The following is a 17,292-nucleotide window of genomic DNA, read 5'->3' as shown; positions in this document are numbered from 1 at the left end:
CCTCGACACTATGTGTCGGGGTCCCCGCGTCATCGCGCGCTCATCGGCAAGGGCGCGCGTCCGATGGGCGGCCGGTGGGTGCAGGAAAGCGGACAGTGCCACTTCGACCTGACAATGTTGCACCATGCAGAACAGCGATGACGAACTTCGTGGCGGCAACGTCACCTTCCGGTTGGCTGATGCCGGCCTGCGCCCGGTGGTCGAGCAGTTGGGGCAGCTGGAACGGCACGAGTTGTCGCAGTGGACGGGCGATCTGCCGGGACCTACGGGGCTGTTCGACTTCCCACGGCTGTCGCGGTTCTTCACTGACGCCGACCACGATGCCTATGTGATCTACTCTGACGGACGGCTGGCAGGCTTTTGCTTGATCCGCCCCTTCGAGGGCGCGGCCACATTCATCCACTCGTTCTTCATCGTTCGCGCTCTCCGGCGTCAGGGTGTCGGGCTGGCAGCCGCCACCAAACTCATCCGGTCACGTCGGGGACGCTGGGCCATCGCCTTCCTGGAGGAGAACGCCCCGGCAGCGCGTTTCTGGAGGCAGGTGGCGACCGAGGTCGTCGGCGAGCACTGGACTCAGGAACTCCGCCGCCATCCGGACGGTGTTCGTACCTTTACCTTCCTCCATGTCGATGTCGACCAGGACGGGCGCATCCTGCACTGAGTGCATCCGCCGATGCCGGCCGCACGCTCATCGGCATGTGTGCGCGTCGCAGCGGAGCGGTTAGCGGCAGGAACTTAGCCTGGCTGAGTGCCGAGCAGCGGACGAAGGAACCGGGCGGCCTTGCGTTGTGCCGCGGTCGAGGGGTGTAGTGGCCTAACTTCGCGATCCAGCACCGGAACATCCTCCCCGTGCAGAGCGCGCGGGCGCAGGTGAGCGTGGCCTCGTCGGTCACCTTGGGGCATCGGTCACTCGCGGTTGTCGCGGCTTTCGAATGATCCGGAGTGTCTGCTCTCCATGGCGAGCGCGCACATCCGACTGACGATCCGCTGTGCGTGCTGGGGTGGGATCCGGGCCCCGGCGGTAGCGCGTCGCAGTATTGCTGCCAGAGGCCGTGGGGTTGGACGAAGTGTGTGGCGTGGCCGGTGCCGAGTGCCTCGTCGAGGCAGAGGAGCGCGCCCAGGGCGAAGGGCTGGTCGTAGCGTAGGTCCGGGCGGAGCAGGTACCGGTCGAGGTAGGCGATGAGGTGGGCAGCGTCGGCGTCGGTGCCGAGGCGGGTCAGCGCGAGGCAGTACGCCGCGCCGGCGTAGGGGCCTTCGCCTGCGAGGAGGAGGGCGCCGAGCTTGTCGCGGAAGCGGGTCCGGTCGGATACCGCGATGAACCACGCGGCGGTCTTGCGCTCGCGCCATCCACCCTGGTCTAGCAGGACGTCGAGTTCGGTGTCGGTGATGTGTTCGGCCGCCTCGGCCAGTTCCCGCAGGAACGCGGCGCGGTGCGTGACCTCGGGCCGCGACAGTCTTCCGCCGAGGCGGAGGTAACGCCGTCCCGGAGTGACGTAGCGGGGATCAGTTCCGCCAGTGTGGGGGCGTGATCGGGGCGGTGCACAGGTGCGTCGTGCCTGGGACGCCGGGATTGTGCGAGCGGGTTTCCGCCAGCCGGATGTCCGCCCATCGGCATGAGCGCGCACTTGGCAGGGTGCGTACCATCCGGAACGATGATCCAGTGCTGGTTGAGGTCGAGCGAGGCTCCCCGAATCGTGGTGATGTCGCGCTGGTCACGCTGCGGACCTCCGTCGGGACCGTGCCGGTCTGTTGGGGTGGGAGCTGGGATGCGGCCGCGGGCGAGTACCACGTCGAGTGGGAACTGGACGAAGAGTTCCGGTGGGGATTCAACTGCTTGCCGGCGGCAGTCGAGGAACCATGCCTCTACCAGGATGGACTCGGAGTCTGCTGCCGGGGACGGCTCGGCCTCATCGGGATCGCGGAGGCGCAGCCGTTCGCGCACCTGGAGTTGGTTGACGCGGTAATCGACTTCGGTCATGTCGACGCCCTGTCGCAAGGAATGGCAGGCGCATGGGTCGAGATCCACCTCGGGCCTGAGAAGATCAAAATCTACCCCTATCAGGTATGACCTGCCGACCATCGCCAAAAGTCTTGCTTCGGACCTCGTCCGGATGCCCCCGAGTCAGTTTCCGTGCCAGACGGGCGGCGGCGAGCGCGTCTTCGACGGGACCGTGGGAGCGGTCGTGCCGTACCCGGTAGTACTCGCAAGTCTCGGCCAGCGACCTGGGGCCGTCACGGCGATCCATGGCCAGGTCGATGATGTGGGGGTCGACCACTGGGCCGGTCACCGCCAGCCCGGCGTGGAGATGGCGGCGCATTTCCCGGTCCAGCAGGTGAGCGTGCGGACGATGTCGAAGCCGACCAACGCGTAACTGCTGCCCCAGGCACCCTCGATCCGGTTTCGGATGGTCTGGAGCGCCTCGGCGGGAGCTGCTCCCTCGGCCCGCACCTGGTCGGTGGTGATGCCATGTCGGGCGGTGGCCTCGGCCGGGATCGGGACGCCGGGGTTGATCAGCAGGTATTCACAGTGGGGGGCACCATGCCGTCAATGGAGACCAACGCGATGGCCACTATCCGAGCCGTCTCCTCGTCGTCGCCAGTGGTCTCGACGCTGATGGCGCGCAGCGGGCAGTCTTCCCAGGTCATCGGGACAACTCCTCCGTGGAGGTGGCCGGGAAGCCGTCGGTGTCGAGGCCGTAGCGGGCCACCTGTCGGGCCTCCTCGTGGCGACCCAGCCAGACCAGCAGTTCGGGGAGCCACCGAGCGGCGCGGTGATCGCCTCTTTGCGTCTGTGTGAGCAGGATCCGATGGGCCTCGGCGAGTTCACCCTGGGCAACCAACAGCCGTACCAGCCGTTCGGGAGCTTGGAAGTCGTCCGGCCGCTCGCGCACTCTGGCGCGGAGCTCGGTCATCGCGCGACGATCCGCGAGGACGTCGGCGAGCGTCACTTCGGCAGCGGAGTCGCCGGCGTTGGCGCGGACTCGCAACTCCTCGAGCTCGCCGCGGTCGGCCAGCAGCGCAGCCAGCCGGCAGGCCGCCTGAGTATTGTGGTTGTCGGCGCGGACTCGCAACTCGTCGACTTCGCCGCGGTCAACGAGGATGTCCACCAGCTTGCCTGCGGCTATGTAGTAGTTGCTGGTCCGGGCCCGCAGCCGGTCGGAGTAGGAGTCCACCAACTCCCGCAGCACGTCGAGGTCCGCCCGGTCGGCAGTCATCTCGTTCCACCGGGTGACCGCACCGAGATCACCGGCGTTCGCGCGGCGTTGCAGCGCCTCCAGGTCACCCCGGTGGACGAGGAAGTTGAGCAGCCGCTCAGTGGCTCGCTCGTCGCCCCTGTCGGCCCGAATGGTCAGCTCGTCGATCCGACCGCGACAAACGAGCACCTCGGCGAGCTTCTCGGCCGCCCTGTGGTGACCCGCATCGGCGAGTATGCGCAACTCGTCGATCTCGTCGCGGTTGACGAAGGCCTCCGCGAGCTTGCTCGCGGCTGAGTCGTCGCCAAGGTTGGCCCGGGCCCACAACTGGTCGATGTCGCCGCGACGGATCAGCGCGCTGGCCAGCCGAGCGGCAGCGACTCCGTCGCCCTCGTCGGCCCGTGACCGAAGCTCCTCCAGATCGACGACCAACTCGTCGTGAATGGAAGCCACCCGCCAATGTCGGTCCTGGCCCGCCTCGCGCAGGACCCGCCAGGCACCGTCCGCGTCACCGCGGTCGCCGAGCACGTGCGCCAGTTGACGGGCGGCGTCCGAGACTCCTTGCCGTGCCCTGGCAGCCAGCTCGTCGAGGTCACCGCGATGGACGAACAGCGTGTTCAACGCCTGGTTCACCAGCTGTGCGTCAAAGCCGGACTGCTTCGACTCGAAGTCACGCAGCGCGGCCACATCTCTTTGGCAGGTCAGCACATCCACGAGTTGGCCGGCACCCCACACGTGGTCGGTGGCGAGCTGGGTGAGCCGGGCCGTCTCGCCTTGGTCGGCGAGAGCGGCTGCGAGCCTGTCGGCGGCAGGCCAGTGGTACTTGGTGAGGGCATCGAGCTCGCGGAGGGCGCCACGGTGCAAGAACACCATCGAGATCCGGTCGAGCAGCATTTCGTCAGCACACTCTGCCAGCGACAGCAGCTCCTGAAGGTCGCCTCGGTGAGCGAGCACCTGGACCAGGTCCTTCTCGATGTCACCGCCCCGCAGGTCAGCGAGCCGTCGCATCCCGGCTACGTCGCCGCGATGCCGGAGCAGAGTGAACAGGCGTCGGGTGGCCGCAGCGTCCGTGCGGGCGGCCAGCGCCGACACGTCGCCTCGGCGGGCCAGGTAGTCCGCGAGTCGCTCGCGGGCGGCCGTTTGCTCGGGTTTGTCGTAGCGCGACCGGAACCGGTCGGTGTCCGAGGCAGGCAAGACGACGCTGGTCTCGAACTGGGCACGCTCCCGCAGCTCGCCGGCGTCACCGCGCATGGCGAGAAAGTCGGCTAGCTGTTCGGCAGCGGCCAGGTCGCCACGGTCGGCAAGAGTGCGTAGCTCGTCGGCGGCCCCGCGGTCGGCGAGCACCTGAGCCAGTGCCTGATTGGTGCGCCGACTCGGACCCCATCGGTCCGCGGTAGGTCGGAACTGGGCGCGCAGCTCGTCCAGCTCACCGAGTCGGATGAGCGCTTGGCCGAGGCTTTTTGCCGCGTCCTCCGCGGCGTCGTCACCGATACGGGTGCTGGTGTCGTGGTTGGTGGCTCGGGCTCTCAGGTCGGCGACGCCGACCGGATCACCGGTGAGGATCGCCCACTGGTCGGCCGCCGCGCGAACGCCGGCGTCGGCGGCGCGCCGGTAGAGCGGCACGGCGTACCGGCACAGCAACCGCGCGCTCGCGCTTTCCGCGACCTGAACCAGGTCGTCAGGATCGGTGAGGTGATGGAGGACCGCCTCCCACGCGCTCGCCGGGATCGGCTCGGCGGCCCGGACCCGGCCAACGTGCTGTAGCAGGTAGTCAGCGATCTCGAAACCGAGTAGCTGTCCCATGCCCGGCCCGCCCACCGCGCCGAGAGCCGCGGTGGCGCCGTGCAACTTTTGTGTCGCATAGGCGATACCGCGCTCGAACCAGTCGACGGGCGCCTCGGCTCGCTGCCTGTCGGTGCAGTAACCCGGCGCCGCACTGCGCAACAACGTCTCCGGCAGCGGATGTTCGGCTCCCAACATGGTGATGTCGGCCGCGGCCAGCAACACCGCCCAGGCATACGGATGCACGGTCTTGGCGATCTCCCAATGGCTGACCAACTGCGGAGCCGCGGCCAGCGTCTGGGTCAACCCGTAGCCAACGGAGTCCAACGCGGTGGCTAGCAGCCGGTCCGTCGCCGCGACGGCCTTGGCCCGGCTCTGCTCGGCAACGCTGAACGTTTCCGGGACGACCAACACGTCGGCCAACTCCACGACCTCACGTTCATGACCGTGCAGGTCGGCGCCGTCGTAGGCGGGCGTCTCGGTGTAACGGAGATAGCGGTCCGGCCACAGCGTGCCGACGATCACCACGGGCGACGCGGCAGTTAGCAAATGGCGTACCGTCCCGCTCGTCAATCCGCGCTCGCCGCCGAAGTAACGCTGCATCTCATCCAGCCACAGCACTGTCCGTTGCGGAGGATTCGCGGACAGCGCGGCGATGTCATCCGGACTCGATGGGTGGATCAGCCACCAGTCGGGCAACACCGCTTGGACGGCCTCGTAGGCGCAGCGGGTCTTCCCGACTGAGGAACCGCCAACGAGCAACACGAACCCACCGTGGTCAGCCGCCTTCGTCAGCAGTGCCCGGACTCCCCGCTTACCGCCGTCCACATCCCGTTGGACATAAGACGGCAGGTCGCTCTCCACGCCCTCTACCTGGATCGACGCATGCACCCCGAGCCGGCGCGGATCCGCCTCGGAGACGCGAACCGCGGCCCGAACGGCTGCCGTTGTCTGTTGAACGTTCCCAACGGATATTGGTTGGTCCAGGTTGAGATCGAAACGCGCACTCAGATCACGACGCAGGAGGTCCCGGTCAACCGTCGCCGCAGCCTGGGCGTATCCGGCGGACAACTCCAACAGGTGCCGCCACAGATCAGTAGCCTGCGCCACCCCGCCGACCAACGACGTCAGCTCACCGACCGTGCGGGATCGATCGGCCGGATCGTCGCCTTCCAGGGCAAGGTGGATGAGCCGCAGCGCCCGGAGCAGATCCCAGGTCAACTCTTCCCGATCGCCGTCGACGCCAACGTGCCTGGCAGCTGCGTCGACGGCCGCATCGAAGGTACGCAATCGCGCCCGGAGCCGTGCCCGCGTCGCCTGTGGAGCGTTCAGCGCGGCCCGGAACTGGACGTGAGAACGATGCTTCCGTGCGTGCCAAGCAAGCGTGGCCACATCCGCCGAGGCGGTATGCGGCGCCGCGACGGCCAGGGCCAACCGCCAGCGGTCGGCATCGAACTCCGCTCGATGATCGACCACCATGCGCACATAGTCGGCCAGCAGACCAACGAATGACGCGCTGCTTGGCCCGATCGTGGGATTCCGCCGAACCCCCACGAACATCCGCCGCTCCCCGGTGGGGCATGACCCGACCACCACCACGTCATCTACCGGGTGGGACGCGCCCTGCTGGAACCGCACCTCGACCGGCATGACCTCAGCGCCAAGCCCGTTTACCGGGGTCTGCCGCAACAAGGCCGCCAACAGAACCGCACCGTACGCGTGCTCAAGAGCCACCCCGCCGCCACCCGTGGCATACGCACTCGCAGCCCGCTTGGCAGCCGTGTCGGCAGCTCCGTCCTTGCGATCGTTCCGGCGAGGCACGCGCCCTATCATGCTCTACCACCCCGAGGCAGATGTTCTGACACGCCTGCACACGGAACGTACGACTCAGGGTTTGAAAGCGTGACGCACGGTCGTCGGCAGTAGCGGACGTTCACAGAAGCAGGAAAGGGTCAAATATCCAGGTCTGTGTTCATCGTGGAGGTCCGTCCAGGACTTGTCTTGGACGTGTGGGGACAGGTAGGTCGTGTCCTACGAGGTGGGCCGTGCAAGAAGTTGATCGCTGAGTTCGATCGTTGCGAGATACCACCAAAAGATCCAGTCGAGGAAGGCTGGGTCGTAGTCGCCTTGCTGCTTGAGGTCTTGGTGGCGCAAGGCGAAGTTGTTGGCGATGTCGAAGAGTGCACCTTCGTCCTTCCTGACGAGATTGTCCTTCAGGAGTTGGCGGCGCTCCTCGATGATCCCGGCCAGCACAAGGATGGCGGACCGCTTGTCGTGCTCGGTTGATCCGCGCGCACGGAACAGGGCGATGCCGTGACGAACCCGGTCGGATGCCCGACCGGGCGGCTGGTTGGCGAGACGCGTGACAAGATCGGCCCGGGCGTCGTCGGTGACGGCGACGAGACGTCCGATGTCCTCGCCGTCGTCGGACAGCGTCAGGCCCAGGTCGCTGCGGTCGAGTAGCTGGTTGACCCGCCACCTGTAGAGCACTCTCGCCGGTTCGATCGCGAACTGCGAGTAGTGCCAGCCGCAGCCGCCATAGCTGTGAAACGAGCGAGATCGCGGCCGAGCGACCAGGTCGTGGAGCGCCTCTATGACATCGAATAGGGCATCCTCGACCTCCACGAGCCGGGTGGCCTGCAGCGGCCAACGCAAGTTCGGGATGCCCAGCATCTGCTGCAGTACGTCTCCTGCGTCGACGTAGACCTCGTCGTGGTCGTCGACGCAGACGGCGGGGAACGCCTGGTCGAGGTAGCCGTTCACTCGGAACGAGTCGACCGTCCGAACAAACTCACGCGCGACGGCTGATATGTCGAGGCGGCTCGGTACGGCAGCGCGCCGCCGCTGCGACCAGTACGGCCGGCGGACGGACGCCTCTCTCAGCTGGTCTGCAATTTCGACGAGCCGCGAAAGGAACTCCCTTGGACTATGAGGCAGACCGGAACGAGGGTCGCTACCCCAAGGGTCGGTAGAGGAACCGCTAGCGCGCATGGCGTCGACCGCTGATGTATCGGCGAAGGCCTCGGTAAGCAACCACTCGCACTGCGCGTCGAAGCTCTGACCCGCGTGCGCGATCAATGCCTCGCCTTCCCGGATGAGCAGTTCCCGCGGCCACACCAGTTCGAAATCTGCCACGTCATATCCGTTAGCAGTCGGACCGAAATCCCGCCCTGAGTCCTCCTGCATCCTACGCTTGGCCTCAGCTCCTACCGTATGCAGTCCTACTGCCTTCTCTGCTGCACGCCTTGCCGGGTACCACCGTTCTGTCCATGAGACACCGCCGTAAAGGGCGGGCAGATCTGGGTCGAAACGCTGATAGTTCCGGAGCTCGGGGTCGACGGCGTCCATCACGATCTGGATCGCCGGCTCCAAACGACACAGCTCATCCTCAAGTTCGCTGATCTCCCGATCGATGCCTTCGGCTTCGGGGCGATCACTACCGATCGTGTGCATCGTTCGGTAGAGCTTGGCCATCGCCTCGATCCTGGCCACGAACTTCTGCAGCTGCTCAACTGCCCACGGCTGGTCGACCACAGACCTTTCTCCGATCCTCGAATGGCCGATTCTAACTTGGACAGTTCGATCCGAGGGAGATGATTGATGGTGGAAATCCCGAGAGGACTGCAGCGCGAAGACATCACTGGGGGGCGCGACGCGTGCCTGGGTGGACCGAGTCGGTGCGCGTCAGGCACTTACTCATTGTTCGAATAGCAGGTGGAAAGGTTGCAATATTTGGTTGTCGGCTTCAGGCCGTGTCGGGGTGATGCTGGTTCTGCCTCGTTCGATCGGGTGACTTGGAGGTCGTCATGGCGTGGGTTGAGCAGACGGGTCAACATTCGTGGCGGGTCCGGTACCGCCGTGCGGACGGAACTGTTGGGTCGGTGCTGGGGTTCTCGAGTCGCCGGAGTGCGGAAGCGTACGCCGGTGACATGGAGTCTGATCAGCGACGGCAGGTGTTACCTTCGCGGAGTACATGCTGGCCGTGCTTCGTGCGGCCGCCATCGTCGTGTCGGTGGGTGTGCAGTCGACTGCGGCGGAAACCGCTGCGGTGGCGGAGGATTTGGACGCCGACGTCTTGGTGGCCGAGGCGGGCGCACGCGGAAGCCATCGGGGTCCGGGGGACCTGCGGCGGTCGCGACGTTACCGCGGCGGGCGGCTGGGGCGGCGTAGCTACTCAGTGGCGCGCGGTCGGTATGGCACCGTTCCGTGGAGTTCGGGTACTGCCGCGAGCAAGCCCGGGAGGTGAACTGCGGGCTGCGGCGGTGAGGGTTTCCATCCGGTGGCCTACTGCAGGAATCCGCCCCTGTCGCCACGTTCGTGTCTCCATAGCTTGTCCGCCACCGGCAGTTTCAGCCAGTTCAGCGGCGTGTTGTCATCGGCGTGACGCGGCCACGTGTAGGCGGAGAGGAAGTCTTCGTGTGTCGTGAGATTGAAGACATGGGCGGTGAACGGTGCTCCCTCAAAAGTGCTACTCTCTGCTCCGTCGACGAACCAGCTGATGCCCACCATGCCTGGACCGTACAACTTCTCCGCGGTCGGATCGGGGAAGTAACGTTTGGCCCAAGCTTCAGCAGATCCACGGCGTCGATTCGTCCGGGGTGTAGTTGTCGGAGATCGGGTCGCAGTGCAGCTCCCAGCTCAAATTGAGGCTGGACGTGCGAGTGTGGCCGGTCTGCTTGTTGCTGAGCTTCCACGCGTTCTTCATCGGTCATATCTCCATGTCGTCGCGGCTGGTTAGCGCGCTCGACGCCAGCCGGTCGAACCACCATGCCACGGTCCGTGGTCATCGCTGCCCACCTTGGCCCATTGGTGTGAATACCGGGCTCGGAGTGGAGGTTCTTCCTGTCGTTTGACTACTTTTGCGACTTCTTGGCTCCAGACCGCAAGGTTGTGAAGGATGTGATTCGCGACGAGGTGACATAGTCACTGTTTATCGGTCAGACAGCGGCGGACCGGGCTCGCGGCCGTACGCGGTGGGGATGTGCGCTGTGGTCGTACCTCCGGCAGTGGTCACCCCGCCCAGCGGAGTTACTGAGCATGTGTACCTTCAGTTCGGCGGACGGTGGGCGCGCGTAGTTCGCGCGGACGGTGTCGCCGTTGGCCGCAGGGGCAGGAGTCCCGAGGTTCACATCGGGCACGAGACAGGTCCGGCCAGCGGTGAGCACCCACGTCAGGGTGACCGACCGCCACGGTGGCCACTCGGCCCGGCGGCGACGGACGCCTACGACGAGGTGCGCGCGACCGTGATGTCCGGCTGAGAAGGTGAGATCCCCGGCATCGGATGGGTGATCACGCTCGGCTGCGACGGAGAGATGGATCTGGAGTTGGAAATCTGCAGCACGCTGACGGGAACGGTGAGGATGTCGGGCGAGCCAGTCCCAGACCTGCGCCTGGCGTTGCGCGACGAGAAGGGCCACCTACTTGTGGCGAGGATCGCAGACGATCTTGACCAGGGCCACTCCGGCCGCATTCCGGCGGGAAATGCGTAGTCTATGCCGAGACTTTACTCCCTCAGGCCGTTTCGTTGCAGCCAAGATGACCTCGGCTGGGCTTGACTCGTTCCGCCGTCGTGAGCTGGCTCGTCGCAATGTAACGGCTGGCCCACCTCACGCGACTTGTCGGTCACGATGCATAGTTCCCCGCCCCTTCAGTCACCTGGCCGAAGCGCCCACGATGTGAGCAAACGCGTCTTGGTTCTCTCCCTGACTGCCGACGCCGTCAGGAAGGCCGACGATCTCACGAGAAGACTGATCCAAGAGGGATATGATCGAGTATTCGCCGATCAGCTCTTCATCGAGGGAAGCTCCGGAGATATTACCGTCGAGCAACTGCACTTGCATGAACGCTACGACATTATCTTGGCTGTGTTTTCCTTACATGGCAGTCAGCAGGTTGAGAAAGGCTTTCGGCCGTCGGTTGTCTTCGCAACCCTGCGCAACTTGGCGGCTCATCGGCCTAGGATCGGTCAGAAGGTCGTAGTGGTGGCTACTTCTCGAAATGCGTTTAACCTGATTCCGGACGATCTTGCAGTTTTTCGTCGGCTTGTCGTGGAAAAGTTCGCTGGAAGAGCCTTCGGGGAACTGCTGGATGTCCTGGACTTGATTCGTCCGCCGGACCCGGTCAAGATTGCTGTTCCGGCGTTTTCTGGAGAGACGGTCAAAGGTGAGGATCTGCTCGGGATTCGAGACGACGCCACTTCGATTGCGGCATTAATTTCTTCTGTCTCGATGTCGCCGCCGCTGGCCCTCGGAGTTTACGGAGAGTGGGGAAGTGGCAAATCTTTCTTCATGCGAACGCTTGAAGACGAGATCCGGTTCTTGGCGGCTCGGGATGGTGCGTTCTGTCGGAAGGTCGTCAGTGTTTGGTTCAATGCCTGGCACTACGCCGATGGTAACCTGTGGGCGAGTCTTGTTCACCAGATCTTTTCCTCCTTGCACAACGCTGGCCCCAAGCCTGGGCAGGTGCTCGACCAGGCTTTGATGCATGTCGAGAGTCTCCGGGAAACTAAGAGCGGCGCCGAGTCGAAGCTCCACGAAGCGCAGCTCGCTGTCACTCGGCGGCGGGCCCAGCTTGCCGAACTGCAGCGTGAGCAGGAGGAGGCGCGGGTCGAAGCCGCCGAGGTGACCCTGAGGGATGCCTGGGCGGAAGTGTCGGCGGACCCGAATCTGAAGATGCAACTCAGCGAGGCGGCCGGCAGTCTCGGCCTTCCCGCTTTGGGCAACAGCGCGCGGGAACTCGTCGAGGCCGCCAAACAGGTTCGGACGATAGTCGGCCGCGCACGCCTGCTGGCGACGGCCGGACGGTGGTACAAGTCGCCGTTGGTCCTAGGTCTCCTCGTGGCCGTGATGGTGGGAGTGGCAGGCTTGGTGTTGAGCGCGGTGATCGACTGGAGTCAGAGTTGGCTCGCGCCGACTGTGGGAGCGGTGTCGCAACTGGCCGCGGTGGCCAGCGGGGTCGCTGCCTGGATCACGCGTCAAGCCGGGCTTGCTCGATCGCTCCTGGCTCCGGCGGAGCGAGTTCAACGCACGTTGGAACACAAACGCGCTGAGGCGGAAGCCCGGATCAAGCAGAGCGAAGCCGTAGTGCGCGAACGGCTGGCGTCTGCGGAGAGCGCGCTCAATCGTGCCCAGCAAGAGCTGGACTGTGCCGTTCGAGAAGAGGCTGGCGCCCAAGAAAAGGTGTCAGAACTAACTGGTCCAAGACTCCTCGAGTGCTACTTGGCCGAGCGTGCGCAGAGTGGCGACTACGGGAAGTATCTCGGGGTGGTGTCCCTCGTTCATCGAGATCTTCGCGACCTAGATCAGTATCTACGCCATTCGCTGGCGGCCTCGGATGCGGAGGGTGGCATCGACCGCATCGTCCTATACATCGACGATCTCGATCGATGTACGCCCGAGACCGTTACGCTCGTCCTCGAGGCGGTTCATCTGCTTCTGGCCTTGCCGTTGTTCGTCGTGGTGGTCGGTGTCGACGGCGAATGGCTCACGCACTCCCTTGAGCAGGTGCACCCAGTTCTAGCCGACTCAGGAGACGAGACGTCTTCGGCTTCGCCGGGCGACTACCTCGACAAGATATTCCAGCTGACCTACCGTCTTCCCGCTATGACGCCTGAGCGGAGTAGCAGCTTCCTTCGTGCCGTCGCGGGGGCTGCCCAGCTGGCTTCTGTCGAACATGCGAACGCGGAGACGTCGGCCAGCATCGGCGTACCCGGTTCATCGGAGCGTGTTCCGCCCACGAACCGGCCGACGCCCCGCGAGGACGTCGAGCTCGACTTGATCGTCTCGGCGATGCAGCTCGATGAAGACGAGTTGCAGGCCTTCGATGTAGTCGCACCCTTAGTCGGCGTCTCTCCACGACGCGCAAAGCGTTTCTTGAACATTTACCGGGTGACAAAGGCGCGTGTCATGGTCGATGCTGAGGGCCATGAATCCCTTGCCGGGCACGCTATCGAGCTGGTGATCGTCGTCGCGGTGATCACCAGCCTATCGCCTGCCGCCGGTTCCGCGCTGAGCAAGATCGAACCTTCAAGCGACCTTTCCATTCATGATTGGCTGATTGGCCAGCGTGACTTCTGCGACGTAAGGTCTCGCAGGCGAGTGGACGACCTGCTGGCAGTCTCTGCCGAGGTGCTGGAACTGCCGGTCGTCTCCCTCGTTCGCTGGCAGAGAGTGGCGAACAGATTCGCCTGAGTAGGTCGCCTTCTTCGGCGACGGTCAGAGTTGCGGCCGGGTTGATGCCTCGGCGCATCATAACTAACGGGCGTTGGCGGCGATCGCCTCTGGCGACCGCGCTTCGACCATGTGGATGAGGTCGAGCAACTGACAGAATTGAGGGCGTGCTCGACGTTGTCCGCGTTGACAGGCTCGCGGGTTCGGTGTCGCCCCGTCGGTTACGAGGTAACGCAAACTGGACCGGCGCGGCCCGTTTGCTATGTGTGGTCGAGCCGTCGTGTGATGTACCGCTGTGGGTGTGTCCGGTCCCGGCTGTCGAACGCGGGGCGATTTAAGGGCGAAATTGCAGGTCGAACGAGGTCAACTGACTTCGACTGAGAGCGTGAGCTATTGCAAACATTCCAGCCAGAGCGACTGACGTCGACCCGAAATAACTCGAACCAATAATCCGGAGGGTTCTTGGTTCGAGTCCAAGCGGGGGAGCAAAAGCCCAGGCCAGAGGCCTGGGCTTCTTTGTGTCCTGAGTCAAGAGGCCATTTACTCTCCACTTTGACGATCGTCCAACGGCAGCCCGTCGGCCGCTGACGCTGCGGCTGACGTGACCGTAGGACGGGCCAGCTCGTCACGAATCCGTAACCGTGCGTCGCATCGGCACGCTGGCCGCCCTCGGCGCGACACGCTGAAGTGCTCCGGCGTGATGATCGGTGACCGCTGCAGTCGTCGGCGGCAGCGGGAAGTTGCGGTGCCCCCTGGCGCGGCAGCTCGCCGCTGCCGGCAGCTACAGAGTCCAAGCCCTTGCGCCGGCAACGTACGAAGGGCGTCCGGCACCCTGGCTCATCGGGAACCGGCGCGACGTCAAATGCACCGCAGCGGGTCCGGGCTGTTCGTTGACGGACGGGTCCCGCGGTCAGAAGACCTTGATCGGCGCCGTTCTGAGGACACGATGGTCGTTCACGGCGCCTTGATTCAGGTGTACGCGTCACAGATGCCGGGTAGACGGGTGGAAGGGCTTTCAACCGCGAGGAGTGGTGACCGTGGGCCATTTCCCGCCCGCCATTGTCACTCTCTGCGCGTCGTCTGGTGGCCTGCTGCCTGGTGTCCCGGCCGGTGCCGAAGCGCGCCGGGTGGCCGCCGAGGTGTTCGCGGACATGTCGCCGGCCCGGTTGACCGACCTCCTCATCATGGTGGATGAGCTGGTGACGGACGCCGAACGGCACGGCAGCCGGTTGCGTGAGGTCCACTTGTGCCGGTTCGACATGCCGGCTGCAGCTCACATCGAGGTGGTTTGCACTCCGGCGGCCTCTCCGCTGCGGGTCGAGCCGGCCATCGCTGCTGCCGCACTGGGCCGCCTGATGGTCGAGGAACTGGCGGTGGCGTGGGGCGTGCAACGTGAGGGCGACGACTGGATGACTTGGGCCGAAGTTTGAGGCTCGGTCTTGCGTCTGGACACCGTGATCACCGGCAGCGCGACGCCGCAGACGACGCTCGCAGTCCGACTCACGCTGCCAGGGCCGCCGATCCGTTCGATCCGCAGCTGGGCCGAGTTCATCGAGATCCGGGATCGCTGGGACTGGAAGGCAGACGCCGAGGACGCGGTGACACCCTCCGTACTGGTCAGCGGGCCGCGACTTCGGCAAGGTCCGGGTAGCCGGCGTGGCGTGACCAGCACTCGGTGGTGCCGCCGTGCGGAAGCAGGTCACGCAACCTCGATCGTCGCCAGTACCGTCCCTCCTGCTTTCTCATGGCTGCGTAAGCGATTGCCGTTCGCGCAGTGTGTGATGCCGACCTTGTAGACGCCGCGGTCCCCGAGGTGCGGGAAGTCGATCAAGTAGACGCGATGCGGCGCGTCCGGGTCCAGTTTGGACCCGTCGCAGCGCAAGCACGGTGGGCTCCCGCCGCAGACCGCGGTCCGAGACACGGCCCGCGGCGTCGAGCAGCGGGTGCACACCGCAGACAGCGGCAGCCCGGGATCCCCGGTGAACTCGCCGACGAGGCGGAGGCCCAGCGACTCCATTCGTGTTCGGATGGTCTCCTGCGTCGGCTTGAACCGCTTCGCGTTGCATTCGGCGCAGGAAAGCCAGGACAGGCGGATTCCTTCGGAGACGCCGAAGAGCGTGTCGGCCTGGGCGGCGCCACATTCCAGGCATTCGACGTTGAGCGGACCGTTGCCGTCCTGGTCGCCGAGTGGATGCAGGGACCTCATCCCCGCCGCGGCGAGGAGCTGCTCTTGTCGTTCGACGGGCCAATCACCGACGAGGTTGGGGTACCCGAGCCGGCGGTTCTCCGCGCCGTGCTCGATCCACTTGCACATCTGGCAGACCCAGCCTCCTCGCCGGATCATCGCCAGTGAGACGTCGACGATCGCGCCGCAAGGTTTGTGCCGGGTGCGGAACCGCGCGCGAGGCGCGTCTCCGAGTGCGATCGCTGTCGCGTCGCACTTCGCGATCAGGTCGGCCAGGCAGTGATCGCAAAAGCCGATGGCCCGCCTGATCCTGGGCCATCGGGACTCGTTCTCGCACGCCGGCGTCGAGCACGTCCCGTTCAAGCGCCGTGCCTATACGCTCGCGCTTGCGGACCGAGGTCGTACGTCGCGCGTCTTGCCCACCCGGTTGAGGCCGTGCGGAGCCGCATCGAGAATGGCCGCTCCGGCACCGTCGTCGTGCCAGGCCACGCTCGCGCGGTCGACCTCGACGGCGAACAGGTGCTCGTCGGCGCCGCCGGGGCCCCGGCGGAGGCCGGTCACCTTCAGATGGGTCAGCGAGGGACCGGTGGCCCAGGTTTCCCGGACGGTGGCGAGCAGGTGGGCACCGAGCAGTTCGGCGTAGACGTTGTTGAGTTCGGTCTTGGTCCACGCCTTGCTCGACAAGCGCCCGGTGGGTGTGACGTGTGCCTTCTTGGCGGGCAGCACCTCGAACCCGGGGAGCAGGACGACCAGCTCGGCGCTGTGCCGTTCCGCGTTGACGATCCGGACCGGGGCGGGGTTGTCCGCGAACGCCGCGTCCAAGGCGGCGCGAAGCACCGGAGGCCGTCCTTGCTGCAACGCTGCCCACCACGCGTCGGCCTGGGTCTGCTGGGTCCGGCGGTGCGCCTGAGCTCGTGCGGTGAACTCCGCGGCCAGCTGAGCGCCTCGGCCGTCCGAGACCTGACGCAGCTCCCGGCGCCGCGCGCGTTGCCAGGGCCGGGCGTCGTGCTTGATCTTCGCCCACTCCTGCTGCTGGAAGGCCGCAGGATCGGCCGGGGCCGGGAGTGGGATGATCGGCCGCTGCGCCGGGCTGAAGCGTTCACGTTGGACGGCCATGAGCTCGGCGAGGTGATGGTGGGACGCTGCGCCTTCGGCGGCCCTCACATCGGTGGCGGTGACGGCGGGCGCAGCCGAACGAGTGCGCGTCGGTGCGGTGCGGGAGCGAGTACTGGCGGTCGTCCGCCGGCCGCGCTTTCGTGAGCCGGTGACGCTGTTGATGAGCAGGTTCTCGGCTGCGCCGAGAGGATTGGTGACGGTGTGGATCGCGCGGCTGACCTGCCGCACCGGTCGAGGTGTCACGGCGCGTTTCACCGTTCGAACGGGATGCGCTGCGCGCCGGACCGAGCGGGGAACGGTGCGACGCACCGCCTTGCGTGCCAGCCGCTTGCCGATGCCCATGAGCGCCGCCTCCTTCGAACACGATGACGCGAACGACCACGTCGTCGCCGCGGCGGCGCGTCCGTCCACGAGATGTCGCTTCGTCCGAAGAAGTGTTGACGAGGCTGGGTCTGTCGATTCGGGCCACACTCGTTCGTATGACGGGTGAGCGGCGGGAACCGCCCGTCGAGAGGAGTGGTCATGACCCAGTTCTTGTTGTCTGTACACGGTGTCGACGGTGAAGTTCGTGAAGAGCCCACCGCGGAGCAGATGCATCGGTCGCAGCAGCTGCTCGGCGAGGTGGAGAAGGAACTCAAGGCGACTGGGGCGTGGCTGTTCAGTGCCCGGTTGAGCGATCCGGGTGCCGCGCGGGTGGTCCGGGAGTCCGGGGGAGAGGTGCTGACCACCGACGGCCCGTTCGCCGAAGGACGGGAGCACCTCGGCGGCTTTACCTCATCGAGGCCGGGGACCTCGACGCTGCGCTGGGCTGGGCGGCCCGGGTGACCGCCGCGATCACGGTGCCGAT

At 65.8% G+C, this 17,292-nt stretch carries 15 protein-coding genes; 6 read left to right on the top strand and 9 right to left on the bottom strand.

Annotated features, from left to right (window positions below; genetic code table 11):
• Window positions 1-124: 124 nt before the first annotated feature.
• Window positions 125-661 (top strand): GNAT family N-acetyltransferase, encoded by a 537-nt coding sequence (locus tag OG439_RS24475; RefSeq protein ID WP_326943210.1) that lies wholly within the window; start codon window positions 125-127, stop codon window positions 659-661.
• Here the strand turns inward: OG439_RS24475 and OG439_RS50425 are convergent.
• A complete protein-coding gene (locus OG439_RS50425; protein ID WP_442792214.1) occupies window positions 612-1,625 on the bottom strand; it encodes a DUF6000 family protein in 1,014 nt (337 codons plus the stop codon). The genes OG439_RS24475 and OG439_RS50425 overlap by 50 nt on opposite strands.
• A 35-nt stretch (window positions 1,626-1,660) precedes the next feature.
• Here OG439_RS50425 and OG439_RS24470 point away from each other — a divergent pair, with 35 nt between their 5' ends.
• Entirely contained in the window at window positions 1,661-2,068 is a 408-nt protein-coding gene (locus tag OG439_RS24470; protein WP_326943209.1) for a hypothetical protein, read from the top strand.
• 216 nt (window positions 2,069-2,284) lie between these two features.
• On the opposite strand, the gene OG439_RS24465 is transcribed toward OG439_RS24470, so the two are convergent.
• The 6 genes from OG439_RS24465 to OG439_RS24440 all read right to left on the bottom strand — a co-directional run bounded on the left by OG439_RS24465 (window position 2,285) and on the right by OG439_RS24440 (window position 9,681).
• Window positions 2,285-2,449, bottom strand: a complete 165-nt coding sequence (locus OG439_RS24465; protein WP_326943208.1) for a hypothetical protein — start codon at window positions 2,447-2,449, stop codon at window positions 2,285-2,287.
• Between the two features lie 62 nt (window positions 2,450-2,511).
• On the bottom strand, window positions 2,512-2,646 hold the full coding sequence (locus OG439_RS24460; protein ID WP_326943207.1) for a hypothetical protein: 135 nt from the start codon (window positions 2,644-2,646) through the stop codon (window positions 2,512-2,514).
• Window positions 2,643-6,797 carry a hypothetical protein gene (locus tag OG439_RS24455; protein WP_326943206.1) on the bottom strand — a complete coding sequence of 1,385 codons (4,155 nt, stop codon included), beginning with the start codon at window positions 6,795-6,797 and terminating at the stop codon, window positions 2,643-2,645. Before OG439_RS24455 ends, OG439_RS24460 begins: the two co-directional genes overlap by 4 nt.
• 210 nt (window positions 6,798-7,007) lie before the next feature.
• Window positions 7,008-8,510, bottom strand: a complete 1,503-nt coding sequence (locus OG439_RS24450; RefSeq protein ID WP_326943205.1) for a hypothetical protein — start codon at window positions 8,508-8,510, stop codon at window positions 7,008-7,010.
• Window positions 8,511-9,260: 750 nt separating this feature from the next.
• Window positions 9,261-9,485, bottom strand: coding sequence for a hypothetical protein (locus tag OG439_RS24445; RefSeq protein WP_326943204.1), 225 nt, complete (start codon window positions 9,483-9,485; stop codon window positions 9,261-9,263).
• 58 nt (window positions 9,486-9,543) lie between these two features.
• Window positions 9,544-9,681: a hypothetical protein gene (locus OG439_RS24440; protein ID WP_326943203.1), complete on the bottom strand. Its 138-nt coding sequence runs from the start codon at window positions 9,679-9,681 to the stop codon at window positions 9,544-9,546.
• A 580-nt stretch (window positions 9,682-10,261) separates the two neighbouring features.
• Here OG439_RS24440 and OG439_RS24435 point away from each other — a divergent pair.
• From OG439_RS24435 to OG439_RS24425, 3 genes are all read left to right on the top strand, one after another.
• Window positions 10,262-10,465, top strand: a complete 204-nt coding sequence (locus tag OG439_RS24435) for a hypothetical protein (RefSeq protein ID WP_326943202.1) — start codon at window positions 10,262-10,264, stop codon at window positions 10,463-10,465.
• 186 nt (window positions 10,466-10,651) lie between these two features.
• The gene (locus OG439_RS24430) at window positions 10,652-13,165 is read left to right on the top strand and encodes a P-loop NTPase fold protein (RefSeq protein ID WP_326943201.1); all 2,514 of its coding nucleotides are present in this window, start codon (window positions 10,652-10,654) and stop codon (window positions 13,163-13,165) included.
• A 1,010-nt stretch (window positions 13,166-14,175) separates the two neighbouring features.
• A complete protein-coding gene (locus OG439_RS24425) occupies window positions 14,176-14,574 on the top strand; it encodes a hypothetical protein (protein WP_326943200.1) in 399 nt (132 codons plus the stop codon).
• A gap of 269 nt (window positions 14,575-14,843) precedes the next feature.
• Here the strand turns inward: OG439_RS24425 and OG439_RS24420 are convergent, their stop codons facing one another.
• Window positions 14,844-15,692: a hypothetical protein gene (locus tag OG439_RS24420; protein WP_326943199.1), complete on the bottom strand. Its 849-nt coding sequence runs from the start codon at window positions 15,690-15,692 to the stop codon at window positions 14,844-14,846.
• A 9-nt stretch (window positions 15,693-15,701) separates the two neighbouring features.
• The gene (locus tag OG439_RS24415; RefSeq protein ID WP_326943198.1) at window positions 15,702-16,787 is read right to left on the bottom strand and encodes a hypothetical protein; all 1,086 of its coding nucleotides are present in this window, start codon (window positions 16,785-16,787) and stop codon (window positions 15,702-15,704) included.
• A 180-nt stretch (window positions 16,788-16,967) separates the two neighbouring features.
• Between OG439_RS24415 and OG439_RS24410 the strand changes: the two genes are divergently transcribed.
• A complete protein-coding gene (locus OG439_RS24410) occupies window positions 16,968-17,270 on the top strand; it encodes a YciI family protein (protein ID WP_326943197.1) in 303 nt (100 codons plus the stop codon).
• Window positions 17,271-17,292 lie beyond the last annotated feature (22 nt).

This window comes from Amycolatopsis sp. NBC_01307 (genome assembly GCF_035975215.1).
Lineage (GTDB): Bacteria > Actinomycetota > Actinomycetes > Mycobacteriales > Pseudonocardiaceae > Amycolatopsis.
This window is presented reverse-complemented; position numbering and strand designations above follow the sequence as displayed.